The following is a 17,904-nucleotide window of genomic DNA, read 5'->3' as shown; positions in this document are numbered from 1 at the left end:
TTCATAATTCAGAATGTGCATGGAATCTCCCCCACTACTTCTCTCCCTTCAACAACACCCATCCACTATTTAATTAATTTTCTCCGCTAGCTCTAAAATAACCCCTTCTGGCCCACGAACGTAGCATAACTTATAAGCATTCTCGTAATTTTGTATCTCACCAAAAAGTTCTGCGCCCTTCTTTTTCAATTTAGCAACAATGGCTTCAATATCTTCAACGGCAAACGCAATATGCTGGATACCCAACGTATTTGCAAAAGATTGCTGAATAGCCTTTTCATCTGACGGCGTATGGAATTTGACCAGCTCCAAAGTTGCCTGACCATCCAGCATCCCTAGCATGACAACCGTCTGCCTAACGTCAGTAAGCCCAATTATCCGTTCTACCCACTCTCCTTTCACTTCCGCTTCCCCTAGTACTTCAAGTCCAAGGTCAAGAAAAAAGGCTTTAGCAGCAGGAAGATCTTTTACGATAATACCCACATGATCTATTCTATAGATTTTCATATTCATCCCTCTATTTCTTTGATTCCCAAACAATATAGCTCGTTTGTTGAAAATTATTCAGATTCCTTCTCTTCCTTCAACAACGTCCTCGAATAAACCAACCCCACAACTCCTACAATAATAAACAATATTGCCCGTACAAAAATTGAAATGCTAGACAAGTCGATGATGAAGAGCTTCAACACACAAACGACAATCAGCCCTGCGCCTATGAATTTAACCCACTTCCACTGTAGCTTACCGCCGACACTTATCGATACAAATGCAAAGGTGAACAGTGAAAATGTATGCACCAGCAGCACATATTCCAAATCCCAGTCATACGCTGCGTTGAAAGAGAAATACCATTTATTCAAATAGATAAAGTAGAAAACCTGGAGCACGACCGCTAACTGCGGGACCTGCCATTTTAATTTTTCGCGCGATAAATAAAATCGGTCTTTCATCATGGCACCTATCAGAACGGTGAAAACAACAGCGTAGAGTACTTGCACAACAAAGGTAAACAAAAATTCACCATGCGCATTATACGAACCCAATCCCGATAGCATAACTGATAAGCTAAGTATTAAAAACAAAATCACTGCACTATGCGTCACATAAAGCCCCTTACGCCATTTATGCAAGGTGTACATCACGCAAAGCGCCACTAACATGACAAACAGTTGAACGTGCGTAGCTGTTTCAAATGCCAAATAACTAGTCGACAGCCACAGCAACGTCAATTGATTGATATATAATAAAACGAGCACTTGCCCAATGATCAAACTGCCATCAATGCGTACCGTTTTCCCAACTAACCACTTTGGCGTCCAGCGATACAGCGTATAAAACACCCAGCCGACTGAAGCCAAAAATACCAGCCAGACAGCATGCTCCAGTGACCAAAACACCTCAATCGGCGTCGTAATGAGCACTGCAGGTAACGCAAACAAATACACAATAGAGCCCGTCACAATCGTCCGTATCGTCTCATAGCGTATACCGACCCAAATACCAAGCGTACCATTCACCAGCAACAGCATTAGCACAACACGACTATCCTCCAAATCGAAGGAAAGAATGAACACACTAATCGCAAACACCGCTACCGCAGATAAAACCCCACGCAGAGCATGATCCTTCTTCCAAAACGTATACAGCACAAGTCCACAGTAAACAAACGCCAACAAGCCATAAACCATCACTTCAGGCGCATGCTCGAGCAGTTTAATCCAAGCAATCGTAAAAACAAAATTCGAATACAACAATCCTTCTGAAAAAACAGTTCTCGAAATGTTCCCTTTTACATAGAAGAACAAAATCACACCATGCTGAATGAGCACCGTCGCAACCAATATCCCCTCTGCCTCGTACCCACCATCCAAAATTGCGTAAAAGAACAACGTCAAATGGAACAACACAAACGTTATATAGAAAGAAAACTTGTGCCGCTGACTAAGCGACACGTAAAATAACGATAGAAATAACAGCAAGATATATGCACAAAACTGAATCGCAGTAGCCCCTTCTCCCTCCAATAAAAAGGGCAGTAAAAAACCAGCTATCCCTGAAAACAACGTCAACGTTTCCGACTTCATTTTCCGCGATAACAACAAGCCCGCGACAATATACACAACACCTAACAAAAAGGCGAACGTGAAACTTAAATAGCCATACAAATGATGCGCCGCAAAGGTCGTCAATATCCCAAGGCCTATAAAGCCACCCAATAATGTTAAACCAAACCCTTTTTTCCCACCACGCACATAACGCATACCTAAGTAATACAAAAGAATCGTCCCTGCATAGCCAAGCGCCACACGCACCGGATTCGTAATCACTCCATAATCCATGCCCACCTTCAATCCCCACAGCACACCCAGTAATAAGATGAACATGAAGACGCGTGGTAACCAAGTACCCAAGGCCTTCTCCAGATTAAATTCCTTCCGTACAATCTGTGCCTGAACCGGTACTTCCTGCTTTGGAGTAGCCGCCTTCTCTGGAAGCTTCACCGTTGTTGCCACGTGTATTGGCGACACCCGTTCTGGTACGACTTCTTTGTCGACTAGTTGGCGCTTTAGCAACGCGACTTCCTGCTCCAAATCAGTCACTCTTTCGATAACAGCCTTCAGCTCTTCATCCACCGTCACCACTCCCTTTTGAAAATTATAGCACTCTATTAGAATATACTGATAATGCAAGTTAAAAAGAAAGCAGCTTCGCCAAATAGGAAAAGCTGCTTTCTTATAGATTATGAATGTTTAAGCCAGCAAGCGAAACGCTAAACTCTTCCACATGCTAATGCGAACGGGTTTCCGCTCCTGCTGCCCTCTAATTTGAGATAAATAAGTCCGTAAATCGCCTTCAAACTCCTGTATTAAAAAAGGAACCTTCGTAAAATGATGAGGCTGTACCATATTCGGCTGAATCGCAAACATCCGCACGCCACCTTCATTGACCACTGTCGCCACAAACTGCGAACAGAAAAATGCATGATCACGCTGAATGCCAATATTTAACGCAACTGCAAACAACCCTATAAAATTATACTTGTACTGCTCTTTCCGACGCTCAATCTGTCGAATCTTCCTTCGCATCTTATGATATTCCTCTTCACTAACCTCACAGCTAAAAATCATACAATCTGCCTCACGAAAGATCCCCTCAGCCACATCCTCCTTCACAAAACCACCCACAAAAGGATTATGCCGCTGCTTCCGCCCGAAACTGTACACCTCGTTCAACTGCTCATCAAAAGCGATTGACGCGTGATTCAAATCCTTACGCGTATACAGCCCAATCGCCTTCGACAGCAACGTCCCCGTATCCGTTAAGACAATATATATGGTTTTCCCCACGACAAATCAACCCCCACAATCTATTACACTTATTATGCGCTTTTAAAACAGCAAACTAAACCGGCTATAGATGGAAACTGTCTAAGCCCCGAGACCTAGTTCGCACCGGCATTCTGAACAATTTATAACTCCGTAATCTCTATACTTAATTATACGTCTCTCAGCAGCTAAGAGTTTCATGTTTTTGAAAATATTTAAAAGGGAATAGGTCGTTTATTATACAGCACACTCTTCCAAAATGTTTTCATTCTGCAACTTTCAGGGTATATACATACTAACAGCCTCAAATACTTGTGTCCATTTTAATCCTAATAAAAGGAAGTGATAAAGATGACAAACAATTCACCAGAAACCCCACAACTCACTCAAGCATCCGATAACGACGCCGCAACCATCGCCAACCAAGTTGTCGCAGCCGTCAACACTTACAATCGCAACCTGAATCATGACCAAGAAGTCGGACTCATGCTCACATCATTTGGGCAAACCGTAACTGTCAACATCACAGGAATTGGTTATATTGGCACAAGACTGATTATGTTTAAAGGATTCCTCACAAACAACAACGCACCTGTTGAATTGTTACAGCATGTCTCGCAATTGAATTTTTTGTTGGTGTCGTTGAAACGGGAAAATCCGCAGACGGAGAAGAAACAGATTGGGTTTGTGGGAGAGTGAATGCAAAAAGGTGCAATCATGTTTACCTTGCACCTTTTTCGTTATATTGTCTCCTTTTTCAACCGTACACTACTCTATACATAAGGTGAAGGCCATCGTTCATAGAGGAAAAAACGTCTTACTTTAGTCGCAAAGGGACATTCGATTACTGTAAGAGCCATTATAGAAAGAGGTGAATTTGTGTTGAATAAATTAACCAAGGAGGTACCAATTTTACCGCTTCCATCGCTCGTGATGGAGGTTCGATTACACGCGGTCATTTTACTACAACAATTGCATATTCACTTGCTCATCTCGATAAACGTTCGGGGTGGGCATAAGTGGGTTTACAAAACAGTTGAACAATGGAAAAATGACGAATTCCCCTTTTGGTCTACAGACACTATCAAAAGAGCAATACACAAACTAGAAAAAAGTGGCTATATCATTTCAACCACCTTGTACAATGACACAAAAATGGACAAGGCAAAATCGTACCGCATTCACTACCCAAAACTGACCTTTAAGACTGCGCAAAGTGCAACACCAACAACGGCAAAATCGACCCAAGAGGGAGTGTAAATTGCCCTCTCTACAGAAAGTAAAATGCCCCTAGCAATAACCAAAGAGTATTAGAAGTAATAAGAAAGATATTGTCGAGAAGGGTCTCGACGGTGTGTCTGTTTAGTGAATTCTGGAATGATGTAGATATTTATGAAGAGTGAAACACTCAAAAAAATGGAAAGTCTAATCGTGCCGACCATTTCAATCCATTTACTCATATAGAGTGCAATGTCATAATTTATATTCGCATTTCTACTAAAACATAGATTTCAATCCACGCAATTATATAAGGAATACGTTAGACTATTTCAATTACCACCCCTCTTTTAAGAAGAGTGGTATAGGAGACCTTGGTGCATATCCGCCATTCCTATGGTTTCAACCCTCATCCCTCAATCAAAAGGAATGCTATTGCATTTTCTCTTAAAAGGAATGAATAACCTTGTGAAGCTCAACTCCACTCGGAAGCTCTTCATCGATGTTTACTTGATAATCTTTATAAGAACGTGCTGCTTTCACTTTCGTCGGCGGGATATCAATTTTTTCAAAAAGTTGGTGTGAGGGTGCGTTACCAAATTGGCTTTCATGGGCAAATACATATAAGCCACGGCATGCCATTCTTCCTCGAGAAGCCGAACGATCGAAATCCCACATGTTGACCAGCGATTCCCATAGAGCTTGCATATCTTTTTCCTCAACGCCTGTCTGTTTGCCAAATGCAGGTGTGTAAAATCCATAGGCTATATACAACCCATAAGGAAGATATGCTTTTCTTCCCATCTGACCAGAACGCGCTTCTGTAGCTTCAGGATTTCCTCCTTTAACGTCAGTCGCATTTGTAAGAGCAACACGAGTAATACTAATATCGGATGGAAACACTCGATCCACGGAGCGGGCAAATGTAATTTGAACAGGCCCTCTCACCTGTCCAGCATTGAATTTCTTGGTGGACATCACCGCTCCAAACATCCTTGTATCAAAGTAATTTTCACACATCCACTGTTTTGCGTCTTTAACTGTATTCTGGGAAGCGTCATCTTCTTCCTTCCCTAGTTTTTCAAATGCTTTTTTCTGTTCATTCGTTAATATCCCACGGTGCTTAACATAAATGTCGAAGCCTTGTTCTTCTCCTCTCGTTAAATACACATAATCCCGAATTTTCCGCTTCAAAGCAACATCTGTTACGATTCCTTGCATCGTCTCAGGATCAATACGCGGTAGATTCCCAGCATCAGGATCCCCATTTGGATTTCCATCTGTCACATCAAAAACAAGCATAAAATCATATCTTTTAGTTGGATCAATAATTTGCTCGAAATTCATCAGTCTTCTTCCCCCTCGTCTTTTGGTTTCTTTTTGAATAGATTTTGTTTTTCATGGTAATAACCAAGTGCAAACTCAGCTTGCTCATGTAAACTTAATACAGTCGGAAATTCCTCTAATCCTTCTAAAATCCCTTGTATCCTTTTGGAATAGTTCACTTCGAATCCTTTGTTCTGCTTACCTATTTTACTGAGATGGGCTTGACTATTCCTTATGAGCATCCCGAATATGGATTTTGGTGCAGTGGAAGCTGATCCAAAAAATCTCGATGCAATCGTTTCATTCCCCCCTATTGCATCCTCTTGGACTTTTTCCAATACCGCAAACAGTCTTCCACATAAATACGAATCACTTTTTTTCGTTTCATCTACATGCACAGTCCACACCTCCTTATTTTGACTCACAAGCCAACTCTTAATTGCCGCCGCGTGAAGAACATGCATTTTACCGCCAGCTTGGATTCTTTTTAAAATATGTGAAGCGATTAGCCCTGATAGTTCTCGACCTTCAAGCGCCCAGCCCATCCACTCTTTAATCGCATATTTCTGTATTTCTTTATTCGCATCCCTATACATAGAGGAAGCAAGTGTATAGATTCCATATAAACGTGGACCTCCAACATCTTGCGCCTCAAAAAATTGCTTCAACTGCTCTTTAATTTGCCAATATGGTTTTTCTGTGTAATCGCGGACAACTAAACGCGCTTTGTTCGCTGTTAAAGCTAGAATACAAAAATCACTAGTATCTACCTTATTCTCAAATCCCGAATAGGTTGAATGCAATATGCGTTTTACTGATTCTTGATCAGGATCTGACAGACAAGAAATAAGATCATCGACTTCATCATTATTTTGTCTTGTCCAATACACATATGTCACACCACCAACCGAAAAAGTATGTGGCCCACCTTTTAAGTTTGGACTCGTATGCTTGCGCAACATATAGGAAAGAGCTTGGCCATATTTCTGCTCACAACTAAAACAAGTTGGAGCAACCTCTGAAGCCTTTAATCCATATGACAAATAAGCATTGTCATTAGCAGAGATTAGCTTTGTTCGATCCACGCCAATCGAAAATTCCATAGAATGACGTTCAATTGCCGGTGCTTTTTTACCGCAAATGAAACAGATTTTATTTTGTGCCTCATCCGCTATCGGAGTTACTTTGCGTGACCAAAAATTTTTCACACTTTCTTCTGCATGAGGAAACTTATCTATGTCTAATTTAATGACCAGGATGTCTCCAGGTTTCATATCACTAGGCAATGTCCAATCTCTTTTTTCCAAAGCCTTCATCACACGCAAAATTAGCTCGCTTTTTGTTTCTTCAAAGCACTCCTTTAAAAGACCCATGTATGCTTCATGACACTGGCTCGTCCTCACCTTATTCTTTTCCGTTGCATTCTCTTTATCAACTTGAAGGACATACTCAGCTTTATCCGTTAGTAAAATCGGCTTAACTCCCGAAGAACGTGAAATATCTGGAATGGTTCTCTGTGCATTCTTATCTGCTTTAATAAAAGAAATTGCTCCATCATCATGAATAGAAGCAGTCCATTGAAACTTCTTTAGCTTATAACCGATTGCGGGAAATTTCTCTCGGTTGGCATCTGCAAATTCAACAAGTCGCGTCATATACACTTACCTATACACCTCCTCATACAGGTAATCCGGAACATGGAGCACACCATTTTCCACGTTTGCTTCAAAGAAATAAGGGATAGCCTGCGGATTTTTTTCATTCCCTTTCGGAAACTTTAAATCGAATAACATCGGCCCAAGATTATCTGTTACATCGATGGCCTTATCGGTATCATTCGGTTCAGCAAAATGAACGGAACATTCTCTAGTTCCAAAATAAGGCCTGTGAAAACATTGTCCTTTTGCCACACGCCTCCTGAACATTTCTCGATATTTCGTTATATTATCCGTCGTATGTTCCATTAACTCGATATCAGCTTCGATTATATACGCAACATTTCTAAGCATTAGCGAATGACGTTGTTGCCGGTCTTCATCCGCTAAATAGTCTTTCCTGCTCTTCGTTATACTTGTTGGGACAATTGAGGCAACTTCATTCCTTAAAATAGAGTAGTACTGAATAGGTTTTAAAATATGGATGCTTCTAACTCGCCATTTAAATTCTGGCTTCCAGAAGATTCCCTCCAAAATACCACGGGCTGCGGAAGGGGTCATTACTGGATAAGATACCCGTTCCGCCTTAGATTCCGGACGTGTAAATAAAGCAAAATCTCCCCATACTTTCACCTTTAGAGTCGACGACATCTGTTCTCCTCCTTTTCACTCAATATCGATTATTATAAGAACTCGCTAACCCCCGATACTTCCTTATATTCCCCTTTCCAAACATACCAGCCTTCCGCAATCTGCTCTAACTGGCAGCTATGTTCTTTTAGAAATCGACTGTTCTCTCCTATGTTCACCGAAAACATTTGTGCTTTTCTATACCATTTTTTCGTTAAATACGGTAACTCTTTTGCTTCCTTTAATAGGCGCTCGATATTTTCAACTTCAGCATTATAATTACGACATAAAACAGAAACCGTTTTCTGTTCGATCATTTTAAATTTTCCATCGACAGTCTCATAGGCAAACGGCTTAGCAGAAGTAATTTCGTATTTATCAAGCCCATCTTCTCCTTCAAGAGAATATAACCCTCGAAAATACTCATGATAGGTAGTTAGTTTATGCAGCGAATCTGCTCCATTTCTCTTTAAAAGAATCCTTGTCTGCTCAGTTCCCCTTGTATAAGTCCCCTTCGGTAACCTTCCTCCTTTAAGTTCAAAAATATAGACCTTACCACTATCTAAGCCTCCTTCACGATTGCACCTTCCTGCAGCCTGTACAATAGAATCAATAGGCGCCATCGCTCGATAGACAGTCGGAAAATCAAAGTCAATTCCCGCCTCAATGAGCGACGTCGATACTACAGCAATTGATTTTTCATTTTCCAAATCAACTTGAATATTAGCAATAACTTTTTTGCGATGATGCGGACACATTAATGTGGATAGATGATAAACTTTTCTGCCCTGTTGCCGGAACTTTTTCATTTCTTTATAGACTTTCATTGCATCTTTTCTTGTATTAACAATACATAGGACTTGTCTACAATCTTCCATCCGATTAACAAGACTCTCACTACTCAATGATTCGCGTAAAAACTCATATTCAACACGCTTCATTTCTTCAAAAAGCTCATGATTATATGGACATATCTCAATAGGAGCATTGATATTTCCAAACAGCTCAGGTTTATCAAAAGATAATGGGGTAGCACTTGAAACGACCACTGTGACATTGAATTTGTCCATCAAAATTTTTAAAGCCCTAAAAATAGGTTCTAATACTTCAATCGGTAGTTTTTGAAACTCATCTAAGATAATGACGCTATCCGCGATATTATGAAGCTTTCGGCATTTACTCGTTCGATTCGAAAAAACGCTTTCAAAAAGTTGGACAGTTGTGGTAACAATAATCGATCGATCCCAATTTTCTGCCGCTAGTCTCATAGAAGACATCTGTTCACTTTCATCATCGGAAAAATCAACTTGCGAATGGTGTTCAAGCACCTCGTCTTCACCGAATATTCCTTTATAAACTTGAGCACTTTGGTCAATAATCGACGTATAAGGAAGTGCTACAATTACCCTCTTCTTATTAAAATTTTCTGCGTGCTTAAGTGCATATCCCATTGCTGCAAGCGTCTTACCCAGTCCTGTCGGGACATTTAATGAGCGAAATGACTGTGATGAGAGGCCTTGCTCTAAACAAGATTGATAAACTTGTAATCTTCTCCGATTCAACGGTGTGTTAGAAGCCTCTTCAACTAACTCTGCCATATATGTTTGCAACTTCTCATCCAGTTTGTGAATGAAAACCGCGTCAGTCCTTTCACGCAGCAAACTACGCTGCTTATCCATATATTCTTCCGTATCTAAAAAATCAGCATCTACAAGAGAAGAAAAACACATTTTGACAAGCATATCCGCATACACTGAATCATCTTTCGATAAATTCGGGAGCGGCTCAAGTGTTTGAAGTAATCCTTCAATCCTCTTTTCTTCCTGATGTGTAGCATTCGGCAACTCACTAAGATACTTCTCTGCATTTGGTATTTTTTCATTGACGATTCTGCTACCATCTGGCAAACCAGCATGATGGCCCGCCACAATAATACCTGCTAGTTTGGCACGACTATCATTAATTCGATTCAGGATAATCGTACCTCCTAACGCATGTTTAACTGATCCGCGCTTAGGATTTTCCTCTTGAATGTATTGCTGAAACTCCTTTGTCATTTTCCCTAAATCATGAGCCAATGCAGAAGCCGCAGTAATCCCATAAGGATCAAATGACTTACTAAATTCAATTGCTTTTTGTAGAACACCTTCAGTATGGTCATCCAAGTAATGGTACGCATCTCCTTCGGTAGGAGGAGTGTGTGCGATATATTTCATTTTATGACCCCTTCTAATACTTCTATAATGCAATATTATAATTTACCAGTTGATATATAATCTATCGACTCACATTATACACAATAATCTGAAAAAATCAACAACTAATGCATAATAAAAAATATAGACAACGCAAAAAACACCCGTTCTTCAACAGGTGCCTACAAAATTGCGTTATAGTTTCAATCCTCGCCCAAACTAGGCGCTATTCACGATTCTATCACCGCTTGTTCAGCTTGCCTAGAGACTGTTCTCTCATTTATCGTTTTCATACCGTATTTACTATTTTATTAGGAAAGGAGGTTTCCATATGGATGTTTCACAACAACAACAACATACAAAAACTGAAGCCGCAATCATCGCCAAACAAATAACCACTTATCTCAATGCGTATAATCAAAGCTTGGACATTGATGGTAAAGCAAGAATAATGTTCTCCCCTTTCGGACAGATTGCTATCATTAGTAACTTAAAAATCGGCCACATCGGGTCTAAACTAATTCTATTCCAAGGGATTTCAGTACAGACCAATGTTCCATTTGAATTACTACAACATATCGCACAACTTAATATTCAATTATCCCCACCGAAAAAGGATAATCCAGGTGTAATGAAAAATACTATTGGATTCTTAAAACGTTGATACCTAAAATGCGGAAGAAAATTTGTCCTGTCTCTTCCGCACCTTTCTCCTAATCAATCGCCTTGTTCCGCAAACACCCCCATAGCCCCACACATCCACCTCGCCAAACCCTCCCCAAACTTATCAATATTCCTCGTAAACCGCTCATCCGCCACATACATCTGCCCCAATCCCGCAAATGCCTCCAGCGAATAATCACCCATCTTATTCAACAACACAAACCACTCACCAATACCCGCCTGCGCTTCATCAGAAGCCGGATCTAAATGCCTAATCTCCGCCAACTTAAAGTAAATGCGATTCATCTCCTCACCCAACTCTGGCCCAAACTTCGCAGCCTTCTGATTCGACGCATCTACCGCCTTATCTCCCCAACGCTCTCTCGCTTCCTGTTCATATGGATTGTTACTAAAATCGAACCCTTTAAATTTCTCTTCATTCGTCATCACTAATTCCCCTTTTCCTTGTAGAATGGTCTTGTCAATCGTTGCAATCATACTGTCGAGCTGCTTGCGTTTGTCCACGAGCATTTCCCGTTGCATTTCAAAAGCCTCCTGACGATTGAATGCAGGGCTATCGAGTAGCTCTTTAATTCTCTTCAAAGAGAAGCCGAGTTCACGAAAGAACAATATTTGTTGCAGCGTTGCCAAACTATCGTCGGAATAAATCCGGTAGCCCGCCTCCGTCAATTCGTCTGGCGTTAATAATCCGATGTCATCATAATGATGGAGTGTGCGCACACTGATACCGGTTAACTGTGATACTTCTTTCACTTTCATCACTCATGGCCTCCCTTCAAAAATAACTATAAAGTATGACGTAACGTGAGAGTCAACAGGGAAAAGAGAATTTATTTAACCTTTCAACCACAAAAAGAAAATCATGATGTAGGCAAGCTTCTCATCGACCGAAATATGCGTGCCCAACTTCACATGTTCATGATGCGCCGTGCTGACAAATGCCGGGTTCATGGCGTAAGGGAAAATGCCAAAGCGATACGATGCTGTCATTTTTCCCTCTTCATCCTTCACATCGATGTCACCAGCCATGCTTTTTGCTTCAATTTCCCTCCAAACCGCCCCGTCTGCATGATACAAAATGCCACGATTTTTCAAGGCCGATTTCCCCAGGTATTGAACGTAGGTACTCATTAATGTACCGTCCGAATTCCTCAGCGACAACTCGTAACGCTTCACATTATCTCGGATGGTAAATGCCGCAATCCGTTGTCCACTAGTATCTAAAATATCGTAGTGTACCGGAATGATAAAACCCTTCTCAAACAAATTAAAAACCGTCAGCCACCTAGACAGCCGCCCTTTAGATGGCTCTATTGTAAATAACGGATTGCCATTCGGATCGACGTTATACATTTTCGGTAATAGAGCAGGCACCCGCTGAAAATTCAATTCATGGAGATCTTCCAAACTCAACAGGCTAGCACTCATTGTTTCATTGCTTAATTTTTCATGTGCACTTTTAAAATAAAATCCGGCGCCAATCAAGGCCACTGCAAACAATCCAGCTTCAAGCAGCGTATCGCCATTTTCAGAAAAGCCCTCATATCCATAAAAATAAAAAATGATTCCAAAGATTGTCGCACCAATCCCGCCTATAAAACTAACTTTCGACGTCTTCCTATAAATCTCTTTCATCTCCCGATATCACCATCCCTTTCATACATCGTCATCGTTTTGACTACTCATTGTCAACTCTCAAAAAAAGAAGAGCTTCTCGGACTGACCCGAAATCTCTTCTTAATACATTCATATTTTATACTCCAATTCGCTGTCTCTTACTGCATTCACTCAATCGGCATCCAAATCTCAATGGCATCACCAACCGCTCCTGCGGGATGAAGATATCGTTCGAAATCATAGCAATCTCGTAGTCTGATATCTTCCATTTTAATAATGGCATCGTACGTAGCGGGAATTCCCGGAATGCCTCCTTCCACCGTCGCAACAACGAATTTCCCTGCCGGAATAACGACCTCTTGCGTATTCGGAAAACCTTCAGCGAGATTTGATTTAATCCCAGCGATGTAGTGGATTTCCTCTCCCTCCATCTTCAAACAAACACCAAAAGATTCTTCCACAACGATGCCTTTATTAGCAATTTCCTTATTTAATTTCCCCCATTCAGCAGGAATTTCTGAAACGGGCCCCACTAATCCATATCCCTTTACTGTCGTTTCCTCCATCTCAACAATACGTGTTTCCATATGAATCTCCTCCTTGTTTAAATAGCTTTCAATCGCTTCCATCGTCTGTTGCAAATCGTCCATTTCAAGTTCTATTTGCCGTCTCCTCGTCAATAACAACGACTCCATTTGTTCGTCTCCTTCTGCAAGAATAGCGGAGAGAGATACCCCAAATCGCCTCAATGTTTTAATACGAATCAGTTGCAGTTGCTCCATTTGCGAATAAAAGCGGTATCCCGTTTCTTGATTAACGAAAGCAGGCTTCATAAGTCCCAGCTCTTCATAATGTTTAATAGCCTTCACCGTGACACCCACAAGATGGGCCGTTTTTCCAATAGACAGCATGAACACACCTCCTTTTTAATAACTATAAACCTACCCGTTAGGTGCGAGTCAATTCTCAAATAAAAAGATAGAAAAAAGAGACTTTGGACAATGCCAAAATCTCTTCCCTTCATTTATAGCTTCAAGCTAATTTCTTATCATTCATATCCACACCATCAACTACAATATCCGTTTCAATCTTATTCGCCTTATTGTTTTTCGCTTTAATAAAGAACATGACCGTCAAAATAGCCGTCAAGACGATTCCAATGTAGAAGGACAGTTGCAAGTCTAAGCTCAATCCAATCTTCGCGTTTAAGATATAGACGAAGACCATGTAGGTGATGAACAGTGCCGGTACGAGCGACACAAAGTAGTTCTTGCCTTTAATAAATAGATACATCGTCGCAATCCATAAGGCAATTGCCGCTGTTGCTTGGTTTGCCCAAGAGAAGTATCTCCACAAGATGTTGAAATCGATTTGTGTTAGCAATGCCGATACCGCAAACAATGGTACAGCAATCATCAATCGTTTTGCCACTTTTTTCTGATCAATCTTCAAGTAATCCGCAATAATTGAACGTGCAGCACGGAACGCTGTATCGCCTGATGTAATCGGCAATACGACAGCCCCTAATACCGCGATTGTTCCACCAATAGCGCCTAGCAACGTCATGGATACTTCATTAACAACGGAAGAAGGTGTACCTGTTTTGATGAACTCACTTAATGTTTGTCCGTCTAGCATACTCATTGCCGCCGCAGCCCAGATCATCGCAATGACTGCTTCCGTAATCATCATGCCGTAAAATACATAGCGACCTTGTGATTCTTTTTGTGTTGTTCTAGAGATAATTGGTGATTGTGTCGCATGGAAACCAGATAGAGCGCCACAAGTAATTGTAAAGAATAAAATTGGGAAGACCGGTACATTATCTGGGTGCAAGTTCGCCAGCGTCAATTCTGGAATTGTATAATCCGAGAATATTAAGGCTCCTCCAACCCCAATAGTACCAATCAATAGTACCGCACCAAAATACGGATATAGTCTACCAATAATTTTATCAATCGGAAGAATCGTAGATAAGAAATAGTAAACAAAAATAACTGTAATTAAGATCCATAATGCCACTTTACCATTCATTAATATTGCCAATAAAGAGGCCGGCGTCGTTACAAATACAGTCCCAACTAATAGTAGAAGCAAAAGCGCGAAAACGTTTACAATATGCTTGGAAGCATTACCTAAAAATTTTCCAGCAAGCTCTGGAATATGTGCGCCTTTATTACGAATCGAAATCATACCTGTTAAATAGTCATGCACAGCTCCTGCAAAAATCGCTCCGAAAACAATCCATATGAAAGCGACTGGTCCAAATAACGCACCCATAATTGGTCCGAAGATTGGACCAGTTCCAGCTATATTGAGCAGCTGAATGAGCGCATTTTTTTGTTTGTGCATCGGCACGTAGTCGACACCATCTGCATTGGCATACGCAGGTGTCTTCCGAGCATCCGAAGGGTCAAAGATCTTTTCAATGAATTTCCCATACGTAAAATAAGCGATAACTAAAAGTACAATTGCGCTAAAAAATGTAATCATGTGAACACCCCTATTTCTCCTATTTGTTTGTCTTTCTTACCATCCTATATATTTAGTTTATGGTAAATTTTCTAAAATAGGTGTTTTCCGGTGCAACATGTGAGTTTAAGAGTTTAACATGTAAATAGTAAGGGTTAACATGTCATTACAATTCTAAGCGTTGTCGCAAATCTTTAACATAATTTCTACTAACGGACAGCTTTTTTTCCAAACCTTCTAACTCTAATTGATAGGCGCCATTAAACCATGGCGTTAATCGACTGACATATTTCAAGTTAACGAGATAGCCTTTATGAATCCGAAAAAATGAAAATGGCTCTAAGCGACTTTCAAGCTCCTTCAATGTAGTCCTTACATCGTAGTCATCGGTTTGCGTAATAATTTTCGTCACTTTGTCATCTCGAAAAATATACAAAATATCCTGCGGTAAAATATAATCGATATCACCGCCTGCTTCTACCGCCAATTTGCCAGGCTTCTCCGTATTGTCGACCTGTGGCGCTGGATGTAAGGTCTTGACAATTCGCTCGATCGTTTGCTTTAGCTGCCCCTCATCATACGGTTTCAATAAATAATCGACAGCATTGATGCGAAAAGCCTCCGCCGCGAATTGTGGATAAGCGGTTGCAAAAATGATGAGTGGTACTTTTTTTAACTCCACCAAGGTCTTCGCCACTTCAATGCCATTCATCTTCGGCATCTCGACATCTAGAAAAACAACATCCGGCTGGAGCTGTAATGCTTTTAAAATGGCCGCTTCCCCACTCTCGGCCTCCCCAACCACTTGAACCCCTGGAAACTTGCCTAGTAAATACGTTAACTCTTCGCGTGCATATCGTTCGTCATCTACAATCAAAGTGCGGATTGTCCCCATTAGACACCTACCTCCAATTTAGGAATTCGAAATGAAATAGCTGTTCCTTCATGCTCTTTGCTTTTGAGTGACAAAGCGGCTTGATCGCCAAACGTCATGAGTAAGCGACGGTTAATATTGAATAGGCCTACCCCAGTTCCTGTTTCAGACTCCAACTGCGTTGTCCCCAAAATAGCTAGCCGCTCAGGTGTTATCCCTTTACCGTTGTCCTCCACCATAATCTCAATTTCTGCCCCAAGATCACGTACCGCCATTTTAATAATACTGTTTTTCTCCATATCCCTAATGCCATGATGAATTGCATTTTCAACAATCGGCTGTAAGGTGAATGGTGGAATTCTTACGTGTAGCAAATGATCATCCACGTCATACACAATGGTCAGTCGATCTACAAATCGAGCTTCTATAATTTCCAAATACGCTTTGACATGCGACAGCTCTTGCTCAAGTGTTATTTGAGATGCAGTTGTTCCCGTCACATTTTGCCGCAAAAAGTACGATAACGACGTCAATAGCTTCCGTGCCTGGTCTGGATCTGTGCGAATCAAGGACACAATAATATTCATGGAATTAAATAAGAAGTGAGGACTAATTTGTGCCTGTAGCGCTTTGATTTCCGCCTCTTTTGCCAATTGATAAGCACGATCCGTTTCAGCGATTTCTAATTGGTTACTTAATAGCGAGCTCAGTCCGGCGATTAATTCGATGCTAACATCAGTAATCACTTTTTCAGATGGATAGTACAGTTTCAGCGTGCCAATTGTTTCACCTCGTCGAATCAGGGGGGCTATGACTGCTGCACCTAGTGGACAGCCTGGATAATCACAGTGAATGGTGCCGTCATTGACGACAACCAACTCTCCAAGAAGAATGACATCCTTCGTTTCATCCGTCCGAATCGAGCTGCCTACCTTATGATGATCACTGGCAATCCCGACATGGGCAAGAATATCCGTTTGATTGGTCATGGCAACAGCACTTGGCTGTAATTCACGGAATAGAATATTGCAGACAGCCTGCGCCGTGTCGGCGTTCATGCCCGTGCGCAAATAACCGAGTGTTTGATTGGCAATGCGCAACGTTTTCTGCGCCTGCAGCGCCGTCACTTTCTCCTGTTGGCTGATTACATTATGGACAATCAATAGGAACAATGCCGTCCCCACCCCATTCGCTAAAATCATCGGAATTCCAATGACCTCAACCAGTGTGAGCGCTTGCTCAAATGGTTTGGATATCAACAGAATCATAGACATTTGCATCGATTCCGCAAGCGCCCCGATACCAAAAACAGTTAACGGTTTAAGCGCTTTCCCTTTCCGATAAAAAGCCCCAGCGACAACACCTGCAATGATTGTTGAAAGCCCGCAGGAAAACGCTGTAAATCCACCCAACGTCATACGATGAATACCCGCAATTAGCCCCGCGCCAATCCCCACACGGTAGCCCCCCAACAAACCTGCGACTACCACACCAATGACACGCGAATTCGCAATGGCCTCCTCTGAACTCAATGCCGTTGCAACACTATTAAAATGCAACGTATTCGTATTAAGCGCGACTCCAAAATACGTGCCTACAATACCAAAAAAACCGAAAAACAGAATTGCCGTAAGCTCCTGCTTACGATTCAATTTATCACGATGCACAAGGTTTTTAAAAAACTGAAAGCGAGTCAAAATGAAGGCAACCGCCACAATCATACCGACTCGTTCTAGCATTATTACCAGCAAGTCCAACAACGGAATTCCACCTCATTTTTTAAAAACGCATTTGTTAAATTATACTGTAAATGTGCGGGGATACGTATCTTTATTTTCAGTTATCGGGATTAGGGATGTTACCAGCGAGTTTCGAGAGTTTACCGGCGACTTTGAGAACTTTAC

General features: G+C 41.3%; 16 protein-coding genes. 3 read left to right on the top strand and 13 right to left on the bottom strand.

The features are described 5' to 3' along the window. Positions 1 to 69: 69 nt before the first annotated feature. The 3 genes from N1I80_RS01655 to N1I80_RS01645 form a co-directional block, all read right to left on the bottom strand. A complete protein-coding gene (locus N1I80_RS01655; RefSeq protein ID WP_340736236.1) occupies positions 70 to 507 on the bottom strand; it encodes a VOC family protein in 438 nt (145 codons plus the stop codon). Positions 508 to 560: 53 nt separating this feature from the next. Next, entirely contained in the window at positions 561 to 2,636 is a 2,076-nt protein-coding gene (locus N1I80_RS01650) for a DUF2339 domain-containing protein (protein ID WP_340736235.1), read from the bottom strand. 117 nt (positions 2,637 to 2,753) lie between these two features. Then, positions 2,754 to 3,350: a hypothetical protein gene (locus N1I80_RS01645; RefSeq protein ID WP_340736234.1), complete on the bottom strand. Its 597-nt coding sequence runs from the start codon at positions 3,348 to 3,350 to the stop codon at positions 2,754 to 2,756. Positions 3,351 to 3,680: 330 nt separating this feature from the next. Between N1I80_RS01645 and N1I80_RS01640 the strand changes: the two genes are divergently transcribed. Further along, on the top strand, positions 3,681 to 4,028 hold the full coding sequence (locus N1I80_RS01640) for a DUF6173 family protein (RefSeq protein ID WP_340736233.1): 348 nt from the start codon (positions 3,681 to 3,683) through the stop codon (positions 4,026 to 4,028). Positions 4,029 to 4,208: 180 nt separating this feature from the next. Further along, positions 4,209 to 4,589 carry a hypothetical protein gene (locus N1I80_RS01635; RefSeq protein WP_340736232.1) on the top strand — a complete coding sequence of 127 codons (381 nt, stop codon included), beginning with the start codon at positions 4,209 to 4,211 and terminating at the stop codon, positions 4,587 to 4,589. A 405-nt stretch (positions 4,590 to 4,994) separates the two neighbouring features. On the opposite strand, the gene cas7c is transcribed toward N1I80_RS01635, so the two are convergent. From cas7c to cas3, 4 genes are read right to left on the bottom strand one after another with little or no spacing between them, the layout of a single operon-like run. Further along, complete coding sequence (gene cas7c / locus N1I80_RS01630; RefSeq protein WP_340736231.1) at positions 4,995 to 5,894, bottom strand: type I-C CRISPR-associated protein Cas7/Csd2; 900 nt, start codon at positions 5,892 to 5,894, stop codon at positions 4,995 to 4,997. Next, entirely contained in the window at positions 5,894 to 7,528 is a 1,635-nt protein-coding gene (gene cas8c / locus N1I80_RS01625) for a type I-C CRISPR-associated protein Cas8c/Csd1 (RefSeq protein ID WP_340739943.1), read from the bottom strand. Before cas8c ends, cas7c begins: the two co-directional genes overlap by 1 nt. Before the next feature lie 6 nt (positions 7,529 to 7,534). After that, on the bottom strand, positions 7,535 to 8,179 hold the full coding sequence (gene cas5c, locus N1I80_RS01620) for a type I-C CRISPR-associated protein Cas5c (protein ID WP_340736230.1): 645 nt from the start codon (positions 8,177 to 8,179) through the stop codon (positions 7,535 to 7,537). Between the two features lie 32 nt (positions 8,180 to 8,211). Continuing rightward, the gene (gene cas3, locus N1I80_RS01615) at positions 8,212 to 10,374 is read right to left on the bottom strand and encodes a CRISPR-associated helicase Cas3' (RefSeq protein ID WP_340736229.1); all 2,163 of its coding nucleotides are present in this window, start codon (positions 10,372 to 10,374) and stop codon (positions 8,212 to 8,214) included. Between the two features lie 310 nt (positions 10,375 to 10,684). On the opposite strand from cas3, the gene N1I80_RS01610 reads away from it, so the two are divergent. Beyond that, positions 10,685 to 11,017, top strand: coding sequence for a DUF6173 family protein (locus N1I80_RS01610; protein ID WP_340736228.1), 333 nt, complete (start codon positions 10,685 to 10,687; stop codon positions 11,015 to 11,017). A gap of 53 nt (positions 11,018 to 11,070) precedes the next feature. On the opposite strand, the gene N1I80_RS01605 is transcribed toward N1I80_RS01610, so the two are convergent. The 6 genes from N1I80_RS01605 to N1I80_RS01580 all read right to left on the bottom strand — a co-directional run bounded on the left by N1I80_RS01605 (position 11,071) and on the right by N1I80_RS01580 (position 17,760). After that, positions 11,071 to 11,796 carry a MerR family transcriptional regulator gene (locus N1I80_RS01605; protein WP_340736227.1) on the bottom strand — a complete coding sequence of 242 codons (726 nt, stop codon included), beginning with the start codon at positions 11,794 to 11,796 and terminating at the stop codon, positions 11,071 to 11,073. 75 nt (positions 11,797 to 11,871) lie between these two features. Further along, the gene (locus N1I80_RS01600; RefSeq protein WP_340736226.1) at positions 11,872 to 12,672 is read right to left on the bottom strand and encodes a hypothetical protein; all 801 of its coding nucleotides are present in this window, start codon (positions 12,670 to 12,672) and stop codon (positions 11,872 to 11,874) included. Positions 12,673 to 12,821: 149 nt separating this feature from the next. Then, positions 12,822 to 13,565: a MerR family transcriptional regulator gene (locus N1I80_RS01595; RefSeq protein WP_340736225.1), complete on the bottom strand. Its 744-nt coding sequence runs from the start codon at positions 13,563 to 13,565 to the stop codon at positions 12,822 to 12,824. Between the two features lie 121 nt (positions 13,566 to 13,686). Next, on the bottom strand, positions 13,687 to 15,147 hold the full coding sequence (locus tag N1I80_RS01590; RefSeq protein WP_340736224.1) for a carbon starvation CstA family protein: 1,461 nt from the start codon (positions 15,145 to 15,147) through the stop codon (positions 13,687 to 13,689). Positions 15,148 to 15,292: 145 nt separating this feature from the next. Then, complete coding sequence (locus N1I80_RS01585; RefSeq protein WP_340736223.1) at positions 15,293 to 16,021, bottom strand: LytR/AlgR family response regulator transcription factor; 729 nt, start codon at positions 16,019 to 16,021, stop codon at positions 15,293 to 15,295. Continuing rightward, positions 16,021 to 17,760: a sensor histidine kinase gene (locus N1I80_RS01580; RefSeq protein WP_340736222.1), complete on the bottom strand. Its 1,740-nt coding sequence runs from the start codon at positions 17,758 to 17,760 to the stop codon at positions 16,021 to 16,023. Before N1I80_RS01580 ends, N1I80_RS01585 begins: the two co-directional genes overlap by 1 nt. Positions 17,761 to 17,904 lie beyond the last annotated feature (144 nt).

It is taken from the genome of Sporosarcina sp. FSL K6-3457, from assembly GCF_038007285.1.
In the GTDB taxonomy this organism is placed as follows: Bacteria; Bacillota; Bacilli; order Bacillales_A; family Planococcaceae; genus Sporosarcina.
This window is presented reverse-complemented; position numbering and strand designations above follow the sequence as displayed.